Source organism: Enterobacter cloacae complex sp. P2B (genome assembly GCF_014895985.1).
GTDB lineage: Bacteria > Pseudomonadota > Gammaproteobacteria > Enterobacterales > Enterobacteriaceae > Enterobacter > Enterobacter bugandensis.
In genome coordinates, this window is sequence record NZ_JADBQQ010000007.1 from 291,909 (window position 1) to 307,571 (window position 15,663).

13 protein-coding genes are annotated in these 15,663 nt (G+C 62.9%); 9 read left to right on the forward strand and 4 right to left on the reverse strand.

The annotated features are described in order from the left end of the window. The first annotated feature begins 139 nt into the window (after positions 1-139). The 3 genes from fes to entF are packed head-to-tail and all read left to right on the forward strand — an operon-like array spanning position 140 to position 5,416. Entirely contained in the window at positions 140-1,339 is a 1,200-nt protein-coding gene (fes, locus tag IM313_RS07720) for an enterochelin esterase (RefSeq protein ID WP_192971430.1), read from the forward strand. Between the two features lie 10 nt (positions 1,340-1,349). Beyond that, entirely contained in the window at positions 1,350-1,562 is a 213-nt protein-coding gene (locus tag IM313_RS07725) for an MbtH family NRPS accessory protein (RefSeq protein ID WP_192971429.1), read from the forward strand. Then, complete coding sequence (gene entF, locus IM313_RS07730; protein WP_192971428.1) at positions 1,559-5,416, forward strand: enterobactin non-ribosomal peptide synthetase EntF; 3,858 nt, start codon at positions 1,559-1,561, stop codon at positions 5,414-5,416. Before IM313_RS07725 ends, entF begins: the two co-directional genes overlap by 4 nt. A gap of 82 nt (positions 5,417-5,498) precedes the next feature. Here the strand turns inward: entF and fepC are convergent, their stop codons facing one another. Genes fepC through fepD form a run of 3 tightly spaced genes read right to left on the reverse strand, consistent with a single transcriptional unit; the run spans position 5,499 to position 8,283 of the window. Then, entirely contained in the window at positions 5,499-6,293 is a 795-nt protein-coding gene (fepC, locus tag IM313_RS07735) for an iron-enterobactin ABC transporter ATP-binding protein (protein ID WP_192971427.1), read from the reverse strand. Continuing rightward, positions 6,290-7,279 carry an iron-enterobactin ABC transporter permease gene (gene fepG, locus IM313_RS07740; RefSeq protein ID WP_192971525.1) on the reverse strand — a complete coding sequence of 330 codons (990 nt, stop codon included), beginning with the start codon at positions 7,277-7,279 and terminating at the stop codon, positions 6,290-6,292. The genes fepC and fepG overlap by 4 nt, the downstream gene beginning before the upstream one ends. Then, on the reverse strand, positions 7,279-8,283 hold the full coding sequence (fepD, locus tag IM313_RS07745; RefSeq protein WP_047363685.1) for a Fe(3+)-siderophore ABC transporter permease: 1,005 nt from the start codon (positions 8,281-8,283) through the stop codon (positions 7,279-7,281). The genes fepG and fepD overlap by 1 nt, the downstream gene beginning before the upstream one ends. 108 nt (positions 8,284-8,391) lie before the next feature. Between fepD and entS the strand changes: the two genes are divergently transcribed. After that, on the forward strand, positions 8,392-9,639 hold the full coding sequence (gene entS, locus IM313_RS07750; protein WP_150143033.1) for an enterobactin transporter EntS: 1,248 nt from the start codon (positions 8,392-8,394) through the stop codon (positions 9,637-9,639). A 46-nt stretch (positions 9,640-9,685) separates the two neighbouring features. Here the strand turns inward: entS and fepB are convergent, their stop codons facing one another. Then, on the reverse strand, positions 9,686-10,645 hold the full coding sequence (gene fepB, locus IM313_RS07755) for a Fe2+-enterobactin ABC transporter substrate-binding protein (protein WP_150143036.1): 960 nt from the start codon (positions 10,643-10,645) through the stop codon (positions 9,686-9,688). A gap of 188 nt (positions 10,646-10,833) precedes the next feature. Between fepB and entC the strand changes: the two genes are divergently transcribed. The 5 genes from entC to entH are packed head-to-tail and all read left to right on the forward strand — an operon-like array spanning position 10,834 to position 15,662. Then, positions 10,834-12,009 (forward strand): isochorismate synthase EntC, encoded by a 1,176-nt coding sequence (gene entC, locus IM313_RS07760; protein WP_192971426.1) that lies wholly within the window; start codon positions 10,834-10,836, stop codon positions 12,007-12,009. Between the two features lie 9 nt (positions 12,010-12,018). Further along, positions 12,019-13,629, forward strand: coding sequence for a (2,3-dihydroxybenzoyl)adenylate synthase EntE (entE, locus tag IM313_RS07765; protein WP_192971425.1), 1,611 nt, complete (start codon positions 12,019-12,021; stop codon positions 13,627-13,629). Positions 13,630-13,639: 10 nt separating this feature from the next. After that, entirely contained in the window at positions 13,640-14,494 is an 855-nt protein-coding gene (locus IM313_RS07770) for an isochorismatase (protein ID WP_192971424.1), read from the forward strand. Continuing rightward, positions 14,494-15,249 carry a 2,3-dihydro-2,3-dihydroxybenzoate dehydrogenase EntA gene (gene entA, locus IM313_RS07775; protein ID WP_045261040.1) on the forward strand — a complete coding sequence of 252 codons (756 nt, stop codon included), beginning with the start codon at positions 14,494-14,496 and terminating at the stop codon, positions 15,247-15,249. The genes IM313_RS07770 and entA overlap by 1 nt, the downstream gene beginning before the upstream one ends. Beyond that, the gene (entH, locus tag IM313_RS07780; RefSeq protein ID WP_048999881.1) at positions 15,249-15,662 is read left to right on the forward strand and encodes a proofreading thioesterase EntH; all 414 of its coding nucleotides are present in this window, start codon (positions 15,249-15,251) and stop codon (positions 15,660-15,662) included. Before entA ends, entH begins: the two co-directional genes overlap by 1 nt. Position 15,663: the final 1 nt, after the last annotated feature.

Below are 15,663 nucleotides of genomic sequence, written 5' to 3' on the forward strand. Positions count from 1 at the left end.
TCCCGCTTTTATGGTTATTTATGAACGCGCTTCCCACAGCGCGGGCAATACGCTATTGCAAATGCAAATAGTTATCAATAATATTATCAATAAAATTTGCTCTGAAACAAAAAATATTGCTAAACATGGGGTTATAAGGGTGACGGCGTTAACAACCGGAAGTGAAGCGTGGTGGCAGTCGAAAAACGGGCCGGAATGGCAACGTCATGAGGAAAACTATCGCGTCACGTTCTGGTGGCGTGACCCGGCAGGAACGCAAGCAACGTCACCGATCAAACGCGTCTGGCTCTACGTCACCGGCGTGACCGATCACCATCAAAATGCCCGCCCGCAGTCCCTCGAACGCATTCCCGATACCGACGTCTGGCAGTGGCAGGGCGAGTTCAGCCCCGAGTGGCGCGGCAGTTACTGTTTTATCCCTTCCGTGAATGAAAACGATTTTGCCAGCGTCGTGTTTGAAGGCGAGCAGCCGGAACGCATGGCGCTGCGTGAAGGCTGGCGCAAGCTGCTGCCTCACGCGGTTTCAGACCCGCTGAATCCGCAGAGCTGGCGCGGCGGGCGCGGCCATGCCGTCTCCGCGCTGGAGATGCCGGAAGCGCCGGTTCAGCCGGGCTGGAATCATCCCGATACGCCCTTCAACGCGCCCATTTGCATTGAGTGGGAAAGCGCGCGCCTGAAAAATCGCCGTCGCGTCTGGATTTTCACCACCGGCGGGGACGACCGGGAACGCCCGCTGGCGGTGCTGCTCGACGGGCAGTTCTGGGCCGAAAGCATGCCCGTCTGGCCTGCGCTGGCGTCGCTCACCGCCGGGCGCAACCTGCCGCCTGCGGTCTACGTCTTAATCGATGTTATCGATATGGAGCATCGCAACCGCGAGCTGCCGTGCAATCCCGACTTCTGGCTGGCGATGCAGGAAGAACTTCTCCCCCTTGTCCAGCAACGCGCGCCGTTTAGCGACCGCGCCGACCGTACGGTGGTCGCAGGGCAAAGCTTTGGCGGTCTCTCCTCCCTTTATGCCGCACTGCACTGGCCGCAGCGTTTTGGCTGCGTGCTCAGCCAGTCCGGATCCTACTGGTGGCCGCACCGCGGCGGGCAGAAGGACGGGCTGTTAATCGAACAACTTAAAACCGGCGAAATATCCCCTCGCGGGCTACGCATCCTTCTTGAAGCCGGGCGCAACGAGCCGCTTATCTTGCGCGCAAACCAGGCGATCCTCGCCGAACTACACACTCAGCAACCGGTTATCTGGCGTCAGGTTGACGGCGGACACGATGCGCTTTGCTGGCGCGGTGGGCTGACGCAGGGGCTGATGACCCTCTGGCAGCCGCTCATTCAATAACGGAGTCTGTATGGAATTCAGCAATCCTTTCGATAATCCGCAGGGACAGTTCGCCATTTTGCAAAATGACCAGGGGCAGTACAGCCTGTGGCCGCAGCAGTGCGAGTTGCCCGCGGGCTGGCGCGTGGTGTGCGAACCGCACTTTCAGGAGGCGTGCCAGCAGTGGCTGGCGCAACGCTGGCAGACGCTTGAGCCGTACTCTTTTGCGGGGGAGCGCGCATGAACCGTCTTCCTCTCGTCGCCGCCCAGCCGGGTATCTGGATGGCAGAGCAGCTTTCCTCGCTGCCAAACGCCTGGAGCGTGGCGCACTACACCGAGCTGAAAGGAAATATCGACGCGCCGCTGTTGGCTAAAGCCATCGCTGAGGGCATGATGCAGGCCGATACTCTGCGCACGCGTTTCGCTGAAGATAACGGCGAGGTCTGGCAGTGGGTCGATGAGGCTCTGATCCTGCCGGGGCCGTCCATCGTTCGCGTTGATTCTCACGACGCCGCCGTGGCGCTGATGGAAGCCGATCTCAGCCAGGATCTGCGCGTGGACAGCGGTCAGCCGCTCGCTTTTCATCAGCTGATTCAGGTCGGTGACAACCGCTGGTACTGGTATCAGCGCTATCACCATCTGGTGGTGGATGGCTTCAGTTTCCCGGCAATTACCCGCCAGATCGCCGCGATTTACGCCGCCTGGAAGAAAGGTGAACCTACCCCAGCCTCACCGTTTACCCCGTTCGCTGATGTCGTTGACGAGTATCAGCGCTACCGAGACAGCGAGGCGTATCAGCGCGACGGTGCCTTCTGGGAGGAGCAGCGCAAACAGCTTCCTCCTCCGGTCTCGCTCTCCTCCGCGCCGCTACCGGGACGCGCCGCCACTACCGACATTCTGCGTCTGAAAATGGCAATGGACGCTCGCGCCTTTAGCCAGCTGGCGCAGGCAGCCGGGCAGGCACAGCGTACCGATCTGGCGCTTGCGCTGGTGGCGCTGTGGCTGGGCCGCCTCACCGGACGGCTGGACTACGCCGCCGGGTTTATCTTTATGCGCCGCATGGGGTCCGCCGCGCTGACCGCAACCGGCCCGGTGCTTAACGTCCTGCCGCTGGCGGTGAATATTAATCCGCTTGAGAGCCTGCCGGAGCTGGCGCTGCGCCTGGCGAACCAGCTGAAAAAGATGCGCCGACATCAGCGCTACGACGCCGAGCAGATCGTGCGCGACAGCGGGAGGGCCGCAGGGGACGAACCCTTGTTTGGGCCGGTGCTGAACGTGAAGGTATTTGATTATCAGCTGGATATTGACGGCGTGGAGGCCATCACCCACACGCTGGCGACCGGCCCGGTGAACGATCTGGAGCTGGCGCTGTTCCCGGACGAGCAGGGCGGATTAAGCATTGAGATCCTCGCCAACAGGCAGCGTTACGACGACGCGACGCTGAAGCGCCACGTTTCGCGCCTGAACGCGATGCTGGCGCAGTTTGCCGCGAACCCGGACCTGCGCTGTGGCGACGTGGAAACCGTATCAGAGCAGGAATACGCCCGTCTGGCGCGCATCAACGATACCGGTCTGGCGCTGCCCTCCACCACGCTGGCGGATCTGGTGGCGGAGCAGGCGAGCAAAACGCCGGACGCTCCCGCGCTGGCGGATGCCCATATTGAGCTGAACTACCGCCAGATGCGCGAGCAGGTGGTCGCGCTGGCAAACCTGCTGCGCGCGCGCGGCGTGAAGCCGGGCGACAGCGTGGCGGTGGCGCTTCCGCGTTCGGTGTTCCTGACCCTGGCGCTGCACGGGATTGTTGAAGCCGGCGCCGCCTGGCTGCCGCTGGATACCGGCTACCCGGACGATCGTCTGCGGATGATGCTGGAGGACGCGAAACCGTCGCTCCTCATTACCACCGACGCGCAGCTTCCGCGCTTTAACGATCTGCCGATACCTTCGCTTAGTTACAACATGCTATTGCCGACCGCAGGCGCTGAACCTCTGCGTCTGGCGAAGCCGGAGCAGACCGCGTACATCATCTTTACCTCAGGTTCAACGGGACGCCCGAAAGGGGTGATGGTGGGGCATACCGCCATCGTTAACCGCCTGAAGTGGATGCAGGATCATTATCCACTTCAGGCGCATGACGTCGTGGCGCAGAAAACGCCGTGCAGCTTTGACGTGTCGGTGTGGGAGTTCTGGTGGCCGTTTATCGCCGGGGCAAAGCTGGTGATGGCCGAGCCGGACGCGCACCGCGATCCGCAGGCGATGCAGAGCTTCTTCGCAGAATATGGCGTAACCACCACCCACTTCGTGCCCTCAATGCTTGCGGCATTTGTTGCCTCGCTGACGCCGGAAAACGTCGACTGTTGCAGGACGCTGAAGCAGGTGTTCTGTAGCGGCGAGGCGCTGCCAACGGCGCTGTGCCGCGAATGGGAGCAGCTCACTCATGTACCGCTGCATAACCTCTACGGCCCAACCGAAGCGGCGGTGGACGTGAGCTGGTATCCGGCGTACGGCCCGGAGCTGGCGGCAGTGGAGGGCAACAGCGTGCCGATCGGCTTCCCGGTGTGGAATACGGCGCTGCGCATTCTGGACGCGATGATGCGCCCGGTGCCGTTCGGCGTGGCGGGCGATCTGTATCTCACCGGCATTCAGCTGGCACAGGGGTATCTGGGACGGCCCGACCTCACCGCCAGCCGCTTTATTGCCGATCCGTTTGCCCCAGGCGAGCGGATGTATCGCACCGGAGACGTCGCCCGCTGGCTGGACAACGGGGCGGTGGAATATCTGGGCCGCAGCGATGACCAGCTGAAAATCCGCGGTCAGCGCATTGAGCTGGGCGAAATCGACCGGGCGATGCTGTCATTGCCTGACGTGGCCCAGGCCGTGGCGCATGCGTGCGTGTTTAATCAGGCTGCGGCAACGGGCGGCGATGCCCGCCAGCTGGTGGGGTATGTGGTCTCGGAATCCGGTTTACCGCTGGATCGCGACGCGCTGCTGGACTCGCTCAGGGCACAGCTGCCGCCGCATATGGTGCCGGTGGTGCTGCTGCAAATCAGCGCGCTGCCGCTGAGCGCCAACGGCAAGCTGGATCGCAAGGCGCTGCCGCTGCCGGAGCTGACCAGCAAAACCTCCGGTCGCGCACCCGAGACGCAAACCGAAGCCGCCGTGGCGCAGGCGTTTTCTGCGCTGCTGGGCTGCGAAGTGAACGATATCGATGCCGACTTCTTTGCCCTTGGCGGCCACTCGCTGCTGGCGATGCGCCTCGCGGCTCAGCTCGGCCGTGCGTTCAGCCGCAAGGTCACGCCGGGGCAGATTATGGTCGCCTCGACGGTCGGCAAGCTCAGCGCGCTGCTGGACTCGCAACTGAGCGACGAACAGGCGCAGCGTCTGGGGTATGAAACCCTTTTGCCGCTGCGTGAAAGCAACGGCCCGACGCTGTTCTGCTTCCATCCGGCGTCCGGCTTTGCCTGGCAGTTTAGCGTCCTGGCGCGCTACCTCAGCCCGCGCTGGTCCATCGTCGGCATTCAGTCGCCGCGGCCAAACGGCCCGATGCAGCAGTGCGCGGATCTCGATGGGGTGATCGAACATCACCTGAAAACGTTGCGTAAGCAGCAGCCGCACGGGCCTTATTACCTGTTCGGTTATTCCCTCGGCGGCACGCTGGCGCAGGGCATTGCGGCCCGCCTGCGCGAGCAGGGTGAAGCGGTGGCGTTCCTCGGCCTGCTGGATACCTGGCCGCCGGAAACCCAGAACTGGGCGGAGAAAGAGGCAAACGGCCTTGACCCGGAAGTGCTGGCGGAGATCGAGCGCGAGCGTCAGGCGTTTATCGCCGCTCAGCAGGGCCAGGGCTCCAGCGAATTGTTTAACACCATTGAAGGCAACTACGCGGACGCGGTGCGGTTGCTCACCACCGCGCACAGTTCACGCTTTGACGGTAAAGCGACGCTGTTTGTTGCCGAACGCACGCGAACGATGGATCCGCATACGGCCTGGGCGTCGTGGGTGGGCGAGCTGGAGGTCTACAGCCAGGACTGCGCCCACGTGGATATCATTTCACCGCAGGCGTTTGAAAAGATTGGGCCGGTACTGAAGGAAATTTTAGGATAGTGCAAATGCCCGGTGGCGCTGTGCTTACCGGGCCTACGGGAGCTGAATGTAGGCCGGGTAAGGCGTAGCCGCCACCCGGCAATTACCGCCGACCTAACGGCACCACCAGCGGCGTACCCGCCACCGGATCGTCAATAATCATGCAGCGCATGCCGTAGATCCGCGCGATCAGCTCTGGCGTCACAATCTCCTTCGGCGCGCCCTGCGCCACAATTTCGCCGTCACGCAAGGCAATCAGATGCGTGGCGTAGCGGCACGCCTGATTTAAATCATGCAGCACCGCCGCCAGGGTATATCCCTGCGTGCGGTTCAGCTCGCTCAGCAGCTCCAGCAGGTCAATCTGATGGCTGATGTCCAGCCAGGTCGTCGGCTCGTCCAGCAGCATAATGGCGGTTTCCTGCGCCAGCACCATCGCGATCCACGCCCGCTGTCGCTGTCCGCCGGAAAGGGTATCCACGCTTTGCTGAGCCAGATCGGTGATGCCCGTTGCCTCCATCGCGCGCTTCACGGCCTCGTCGTCCTCTTTGCGCCAGCGGGTAAACAGCGGCTGGTGTGGGTAGCGCCCGCGCGAGACCAGCTCCTGCACGGTAATATCTCCCGGCGTGGTGGCGTTTTGCGCCAGCAGCCCGATGCGCCTGGCCACCTCTTTGCTGGCGAAGCGCTGGATCTGCTCTCCGTCGAGGAATACGCTGCCCACTGTCGGCGACATCAGGCGGCTCAGGGTGCGCAGCAGGGTTGATTTGCCGCAGCCGTTCGGACCGATAATCGCGGTGAAGTGGCCGTCCGGAATGGCGACGGTTAAATCACGGGCAATGATTTTTTTGCCATAGCCGAGGGTCAAGTTTTCGCCGCGCAAGCGGGTTGTTGAATCTGTCATTTCTTGCGTGACTCCTGAACGAGCAAGACGATGAGGTAAATCCCGCCGAGGCTGACGGTCACCACGCCCACCGGCAATTGATAAGGCATAAACAGCCGCTGGGCGCAAAGATCGGCTGCCAGCAGCAGCATCGCACCGCACAGGGCAGCCTGGGTCAAGCCCCAGCGCGCGGTGCCGCTAAGACGCCGCGCGATATGCGGCGCGACAAGCGCAATAAACGAGATCGGCCCGGCAATCGCGGTGGACGCAGCGGTCAGCAATACCGCCACCAGCATCAGCATCAGGCGCGAACGCTCAACGCTCACGCCCAGCGCGCAGGCGCTGTCGTCGCCCATCTCCAGCAGCCGCATCCGGCGTACCAGCAGCAGGGCGCCGATAAACATCAGCAAAATCAGCGGCGCGGCGGGCCAGGTTTTGCCCCACGTCAGGCCGTTGAGGGAGCCGGCGTACCACAGCCCGGCGGAGAGCGCGGTTTCCAGAGACGCCTGCAACAAAAGCCAGGTGTTAAAGGCCATCAGCATCGCGCGGATGCCGATCCCGATAATGATCAGCCGGAAGGTGTCAATGCCGTTGCGCCAGGCCAGGGCCCAGATAAGCAGCGAGGTCAGAATGCCGCCCGCCATCGCCGTAAAGGTAATGGCCGTCAGATGCTGCCCGAACAGCACCATCGCCACCAGCACGCCGCTCCACGCGCCGGTATTCAGGCCCATCACGTCCGGGCTGCCGAGGGGGTTACGCATCAGCGACTGGAAAATCGCGCCGCTGACGCCGAGCGCCGCGCCCACCAGGATCGCCATCGCCACGCGCGGCAGTCGCCATTCGGTGACCACCATGGTGATGTTACGCGGCGCGCTGCCGGTGAGGGCGTGAAAGACCTGCGCGAAATCAAGCGTTACGGCACCGCTTTGCAGGCTCCAGACCGCCAGCAGAGTAATGGCGATAGCCAGCAGTAAGACGCTGGTGAGTAAACGACGGGAAGGAGCCATCATGCGCCACCTCCGCGTCTGCGACGTACCAGGAAGATCAGCACCGGCGCGCCGATAAACGCGCTCACCACCGAGACGCGCAGCTCGCCGGGCACCAGCAGGCGGCCCAGCACGTCGGCAAACAGCAGCAGGGCAGGAGTGGCCAGCAGCGTGACCGGCAGCGACCAGCGGTGGTCCGACCCCACCAGCCAGCGCGCCATGTGCGGCATCATCAGGCCGATAAAGGCGATCGGACCGACCACGGCGGTTGCGCTACCGCTCAGCACGGTGATAGCGAGCAGGCCAGTCAGCTGCGTGCGCGCGACGCGGTTGCCGAGGGCGGTCGCGGTGTCGCTGCCGAGGCTCAGGCTGTTCAGCGACCGGCTTAAACACAGCGCCACGACGGCGGCGATAATGACCGGGATCGCCACCACGTTTAAGGTTTCAAGGGTGCGGATATCCAGCGAGCCGGCCTGCCAGAAGCGCAGCTGGTCATACACGTCCGGGTTGAGCAGGGCTATGCCGCTGGACAAGCCTTCCAGCACCGCCGCGAGCGCTACGCCCGCAAGCGTCAGGCGAACCGGGCTCAGTTGCCCGCCGCCCTGGCTGCCGGTAAACGCGACCACCAGCGAGGCGGCCAGCGCGCCGCAGAAAGCCATCGCCAGCTGTTCAGAGGGTGACGTCAACCCGAACAGCGCTGCGCCGAGCACGATGGCAAAGCTGGCGCCGGAGTTGACGCCGAGAATGCCGGGGTCCGCCAGCGGGTTACGGGTAAGGGTTTGCATCAGGGCACCCGCAAGGCCAAGCGCGCCACCGGCCAGCAGTCCGGCAAGAGTGCGGGGCAGGCGGGCGTCGAGCACGATGGTGCAGTCGGCGCTCTGACAGGTGCCGGAGAGCGCATCAACGATAACGTAGGCGGGTAGCGGCTTCGCGCCGACCAGCAGGCTGAGTGCAATCGCAAGGATTAGCAGTAGCAATAATACGGGCACGGCAATGGCGCGCGCCGCAGAAGAGGAAAACGACATAGCAACATCCATGATTTGATAATGATAGTGATTATCGTTATCTATCTTATTTGGCTATGTTAGCATGTGCGCCCATGGAATGGGTAGAAATAGACTCAAGGCTTTGTCATGAATCAAAAATCCTGGCTGCTTAACCTCAGCCTGTTGAAAACGCACCCGGCGTATCGCGCCGTTTTTATCGCTCGCTTTATCTCCATTTTGTCCCTCGGCCTGCTCGGCGTCGCCGTGCCGGTACAGATCCAGACCATGACGCACTCCAGTTGGCTGGTGGGGCTATCCGTCACCTTAACCGGCGGGGCGATGTTTATCGGGCTGATGGTCGGCGGCGTGCTGGCGGATCGCTACGAGCGTAAGAAGCTGATCCTGCTGGCGCGCGGCACCTGCGGGGTGGGCTTTATCGGGCTGTGTCTGAACGCGATGCTGCCGGAGCCGTCGCTGTTGGCGATTTATGCCCTTGGTTTGTGGGACGGTTTTTTCGCCTCGCTCGGCGTGACGGCGCTGCTGGCGGCGACGCCCGCGCTGGTGGGGCGCGAGAACCTGATGCAGGCGGGGGCGATCACCATGCTCACGGTACGCCTCGGCTCGGTGATTTCGCCGATGGTGGGCGGCCTGCTGCTGGCAACGGGCAACGTGGCCTGGAACTACGGCCTTGCCGCGGCGGGCACCTTTATCACCACCCTGACGCTGCTGCGTCTGCCGCTCCTGCCCCCGCCACCGCAGCCGCGCGAACACCCGCTTAAATCGCTGATGGCCGCGATTCGTTTTCTGTTCAGTAACCCGCTGATTGGCGGCATTGCGCTGCTCGGCGGCCTGCTGACGATGGCGAGCGCCGTGCGCGTGCTTTACCCGGCGCTGGCGGGCGAGTGGCAGATGAGCGCCTCAGAGATTGGCGTGCTGTACGCCGCCATTCCGCTCGGTGCGGCCTGCGGGGCGCTGACCAGCGGTAACCTGGCCCAAAGCGCGCGTCCGGGCTTGATTATGCTGGTGGCGACGCTGGCCTCGTTTATCGCCATCGGCTTCTTCAGCCTGATGCCGGTCTGGGCGCTGGGGGTGATGTGTCTGGTGATTTTCGGCTGGCTGAGTGCGGTCAGCTCACTTTTACAGTACACCCTGATCCAGACCCAGACGCCGGAAGGGATGCTGGGGCGTATCAACGGCCTGTGGACCGCGCAGAACGTGACGGGCGATGCAATTGGCGCGGCGATCCTCGGCGGGCTGGGGGCGATAATGACCCCGGTGGCGTCGGCGAGCAGCAGCGGGTTTGTGTTAGCGATGGTTGGCGCGATCTTACTGGTGGCGCTGGTGGAATTGCGGCGGTTCAGGCAGGAGGTCGTGTTGAACGACGGTGCGGCCTGATGCCCTCACCCCGGCCCTCTCCCACGGGGAGAGGGAGGGAAAATGCCTACTTAAACAACGCATTCAATCTGTCTAACACCAGCATCGCGCTGTAATAATCCAGGCGGAACGTCTCCGTTCCCAGCGCCCAGACGCGTTTGTTTTTCACCGACGGTAAATGCGCCAGCAGCGGGTTGGCGTAAATCGCATTCACGTCTTTCTCGTCGCCGGCAAACACGAACAGCCCTTCGCCGTTCAGCCCCGTCGCCAGATTTTCTCCACCCAGCTGAATAATGTCGTGACGCTTGCCCTGGCTTTTTGAGGTGTGCAGCCCATCGGGTAACGCCGCCAGCGTAAAGCCCAACTGGTGTAACAGCTTGCCCTGCGCCGATTCTGTCGTCCACAGGTTCGCCGTGTGCGCGGCGGCGGTGTAGACGATGGCATTCACCGGCTGCGGCGGCAGTTTCATCTGCTGCTTCACCTGTGCGAGCTGTTTATCGAACGCGGCGATGCGTTCAGCGGCCTGTTTCTCTTGCCCGGTCATCGTGCCCAGCTGGGTCAGCAGTTCCTGCCAGCTTTTGTCGTCGTAATTGATGATAAGCGTCGGGGCGATGGCGGAGAGCTGATCGTACAGCGCCAGCGCGGAATCCCCGCCGGTGGCGCTGATCAAAATCAGATCCGGCATCTGGGCGGCCACCGCTTCGGCGCTCGGCTCGCCGATGTACAGCCGTGCAACCTTACGCTGTTTTGCAATATCCCCCCACTGGCGCAGGAAACCCTGCGCGTCCGCCACGCGGTTGTTCGGCGTGGTTGCGCCGCTGGCAATGACCGGCGCGTCAATCGCCAGCAGGGAGCCGGTTAAGGTCACGCTGGTAGAAACAATGCGCGTCGGTTTGCTCTCAAGCGTATGCACGCCGCGGCTGTCGTTGACCTGGCGCGGCCAGTCGGCGGCGGCGGCTGAGGTTAGTCCTAAAACAAAAAGTCCTGTCAGAAGAAGGGCATTGCGGCAAACGGCAGCGATTTTCACAGAGCGGCATCCTGTTTTTATTGAAGATAATGCTTCTCATTTTCATGGTTGCCGGGAAGGGATGCAAGCGTTTGTCGCAGAAGTTAATGGCCCGACGGTTGACAGCGGGGCGCTGTGGGATTAGGTTAGCCGACGAAAATATAAATGATAATCATTATTGCTTCTTTTATCATTTTGAGGAGGATGATATGGACACGTCCCTGGCTGAGGAAGTTCAGCACACCGCGACCACGCTGCAATCAGACAGCTTTTTCTTTATGTCGCCTTACCGCAGTTTTACCACTTCAGGCTGTTTTGCCCGATTCTCTGAACCTGCCGTCGGCGGCGACGATCCGGCGGGGCAGTTCCAGCAGAAATTAGCCCAGGCTTTCCGGGATGCGAAAGCCAGCGGCATCGCCCATCCCGTCATGGTAGGGGCCATCCCGTTCGATACCCGCAAGCCGTCTTCGCTGTTTATTCCGCAACGCTGGGAAACGTTTTCCCGTCCCGCTCGTCAGCAGTCCGCACGCTATTTCTCCGGCGCGCAGGCGCTGAAGGTGGAACAGCGCACCGAGATCCCCGCTCAGTCCGTTTTTGAAGAGATGGTCGCGCGCGCCGCGTCGCTCACCGCCACGCCGCAGGTGAATAAGGTAGTGCTGTCGCGCCTGATTGATATCGCAACCGACAAAAAAATGGACAGCGGCGCGCTGATGGAGCGTCTGATCGCTCAGAACCCGGCGAGTTTTAACTTCCACGTGCCGCTGGAAGACGGCGGCGTGCTGCTCGGCGCCAGCCCGGAACTGCTGCTGCGCAAAGAGGGCAGGCACTTTAGCTCGCTGCCGCTGGCAGGCTCCGCGCGCCGCCAGCCGGACGACGTGCTGGATCGCGAGGCGGGCAATAAGCTGCTGGCCTCCGAAAAGGACCGCCACGAACACGACCTGGTGACCCAGGCGATGAAGGCCATTCTGGAACCGCGCAGCCATCACCTGAGCATGCCGTCTTCCCCGCAGCTCATCACCACGCCGACGCTGTGGCATCTGGCGACGCCGGTTGAAGGTGACGCGCGCGAGAACGAAAACGCCCTGACGCTGGCCTGCCTGCTGCACCCGACCCCGGCCCTGAGCGGCTTTCCGCATCAGGCGGCTAAAGAACTGATTGCCGAGCTGGAGCCGTTCGACCGCGAGCTGTTCGGCGGCATCGTCGGCTGGTGCGACAGCGAAGGCAACGGCGAGTGGGTGGTGACCATCCGCTGCGCGCGTCTTTACGAAAATACCGTTCGCCTGTTTGCCGGCGCGGGCATTGTGCCTGCCTCCTCCCCGGTGGGCGAGTGGCGCGAGACGGGCGTGAAGCTCTCCACCATGCTTAACGTGTTTGGCCTGCACTAAGGAACGTTTATGACTATTCCATTTACCCGCTGGCCTGAGGATTTTGCCCGCCGCTACCGTGAAAAAGGCTACTGGCAGGATCTGCCGCTGACCCACATCCTGACGGACCATGCGCAAAGCGATGCGGTGGCGATTATCGACGGCGAACGGCACATCACCTACCGCGCGTTTAATGAGGCGGTGACGAATCTGGCGTCCGCCCTCCAGGCGCAGGGGCTGCACCGCGGCGAGACCGCGCTGGTGCAGCTCGGCAACGTGGCCGAGTTTTACATCACCTTTTTCGCGCTGCTGCAGATCGGCGTCGCGCCGGTTAACGCGCTCTTTAGCCATCAGCGCAGCGAGCTGAACGCCTACGCCGCCCAGATCAAACCCGCCGTGCTGATCGCTGATCGCCAACATGCCCTGTTCGCGGGGGATGATTTTCTCAATACCTTTGTGGATGAACACCGCTCGGTTCGCGCCGTGCTGCTGCGCGGCGATAAGGGTGAACATGCGCTGGAAGCGGCGATTGTGCGCCCGGCGGACAACTTCATCCCGAACCCGACGCCCGCAGACGAGGTGGCGTTCTTCCAGCTCTCCGGCGGCAGCACAGGCACGCCGAAGCTGATCCCGCGTACGCACAACGACTACGACTACAGCATCCGCCGCAGCAATGAAATCTGCGGCATCACTGCGCACACCCGCTATCTGAACGCGCTTCCCGCGGCGCATAACTACGCCATGAGCTCGCCGGGATCGTTAGGCGTGTTCACGGCGGGCGGCTGCGTGGTGCTGGCGAACGATCCGAGCGCCACGCTCTGCTTCCCGCTGATTGAGCAGCATCAGATCAACGTGACGTCGCTGGTCCCTCCGGCGGTGAGCCTCTGGCTGCAGGCGATTGCCGACGGCGCGGGGAACGCGCAGCTGAAATCCCTCAAGCTGCTCCAGGTGGGCGGCGCACGCCTCTCCGCCACGCTCGCGGCGCGTATTCCGGCGGAAATCGGCTGCCAGCTGCAACAGGTATTCGGCATGGCGGAAGGGCTGGTGAACTACACCGCCCTCGACGACGCACCGGAACGCATCATCAACACCCAGGGCCGCCCAATGTGTCCGGACGACGAGGTGTGGGTGGCGGACGAGGACGGCAACCCGCTCCCGCGCGGGGAAGTCGGACGTTTGATGACGCGCGGCCCATACACCTTCCGCGGCTATTTCAACAGCCCGGAGCACAACGCCAGCGCCTTTGATGCCAACGGTTTCTACTGCTCCGGCGATCTGATCGCCATCGATGAGCAGGGCTACATCACCGTGCAGGGGCGCGAGAAAGATCAGATCAACCGCGGTGGCGAAAAGATTGCCGCCGAAGAGATCGAAAACCTGCTGCTGCGCCACGAAGCGGTGATCCACGCCGCGCTGGTGAGCATGGAGGACACCCTGCTGGGCGAAAAAAGCTGTGCGTATCTGGTGGTGAAACAGCCCCTGCGTGCGGTTGAGGTGCGTCGCTTCCTGCGCGAGCAGGGCGTTGCCGAATTTAAGCTGCCGGACCGCGTGGAGAGCGTGGATGCACTTCCGCTCACGCCGGTCGGCAAAGTTGATAAGAAACAGTTGCGCCTGTGGCTTGCTGAACGCGCCCGGGGCTGAGGAACAGAGAATGGCCATTCCAAAATTAACCGCTTACGCGCTGCCAACCGCTGCAGAGCTGCCGACCAACAAGGTGAACTGGGCGTTTGAGCCGGAGCGCGCCGCGCTGCTGATCCACGATATGCAGGAGTATTTCCTGAACTTCTGGGGCGAAAATAGCGACATGATGCAGCAGGTGGTGGCGAACATCGTTAAACTTCGCGCTTACTGCAAAGAACACAATATCCCGGTGTACTACACCGCGCAGCCGAAAGAGCAGAGCGATGAAGACCGTGCCCTGCTGAACGACATGTGGGGGCCGGGCCTGACCCGCTCGCCGGAGCAGCAGCGTATCGTGGCTGAACTGACGCCGGACGAAGCGGACACCGTGCTGGTGAAGTGGCGCTACAGCGCGTTTCACCGCTCACCGCTGGAGCAGATGCTGAAAGAGACCGGCCGCAACCAGCTGCTGATTACCGGCGTTTATGCCCACATCGGCTGCATGACCACCGCCACCGACGCCTTTATGCGCGACATCAAGCCGTTCTTTATCGCCGACGCGCTGGCGGACTTCACCCGCGACGAGCACCTGATGTCGCTGAAATACGTGGCAGGACGTTCTGGCCGCGTGGTGATGACCGACGAGCTGCTGCCGTCCGTTCCGGCAACGAAAGCCGCGCTGCGCGCGCTGATCCTGCCGCTGCTGGACGAGTCCGACGAGCCGATGGATGACGAAAACCTGATCGACTTCGGTCTGGACTCGGTGCGCATGATGGCGCTGGCCGCCCGCTGGCGGAAGGTGCACGGCGACATCGACTTCGTGATGCTGGCGAAAAATCCGACCCTTGACGCCTGGTGGGCGCTGCTCTCCCGTGAGGTGAAGTGATGGCGGGGTTTGATTTTACCGGTAAAACGGTTTGGGTAACGGGCGCGGGTAAAGGTATCGGCTATGCGACCGCGCTGGCCTTTGTGGAGGCGGGCGCGCGGGTGACCGGGTTCGATCTGGCCTTCCCGCAGGACGATTATCCCTTTTCTACCGAAACGCTGGACGTGGCGGACGCGGCGCAGGTGGGCGACGTCTGCGGGCGCTTACTTGGCACCCTTGAGCGCCTCGACGTGCTGGTTAACGCGGCGGGCATTCTGCGCATGGGCGCGACGGACGAGCTTTCGCAGGAGGACTGGCAGCAGACCTTTGCGGTTAACGTCGGCGGCGCGTTTAACCTGTTTCAGCAGACGATGGGCCAGTTCCGCCGTCAGCAGGGCGGGGCGATAGTGACCGTGGCCTCCGACGCGGCGCACACCCCGCGCATCGGCATGAGCGCCTACGGCGCGTCGAAGGCGGCGCTGAAAAGCCTGGCGCTGACCGTCGGGCTGGAGCTGGCGGGCAGCGGCGTGCGCTGTAACCTGGTGTCGCCCGGCTCTACGGACACCGACATGCAGCGCACCCTGTGGAAAAGCGACGATGCGGAGCAGCAGCGCATTCGCGGCTTTGGCGAGCAGTTCAAGCTCGGCATTCCGCTCGGCAAAATCGCCCGCCCGCGGGAAATTGCCGCCACCGTGCTGTTCCTTGCGTCCGATGCCGCCAGCCATATTACCTTGCAGGATATCGTGGTGGACGGCGGCTCCACGCTGGGGGCGTAATGATCTGGAAACGTCATTTATCGCTTGAAGAACTGAACGCCACCAGCGTGAACACCCTGGTGGCGCACCTGGGCATTGTCTATACCCGCCTCGGAGACGACACGCTGGAAGCGGAGATGCCGGTGGATGCCCGTACCCATCAGCCGTTTGGCCTGCTGCACGGCGGGGCGTCGGCGGCGCTGGCGGAAACGCTGGGCTCAATGGCCGGTTTTCTGATGACCCGCGACGGGCAGAACGTGGTGGGCACAGAGCTGAACGCCACGCACCACCGCGCGGTGTCGCAGGGCAAGGTGCGCGGCGTGTGTCAGCCGCTGCATCTGGGGCGTTCCAGCCAGAGCTGGGAGATCGTGGTATTCGACGAGCAGGGGCGGCGGTGCTGCACCTGTCGGTTGAGCACGATGGTGCTGGGGTAAG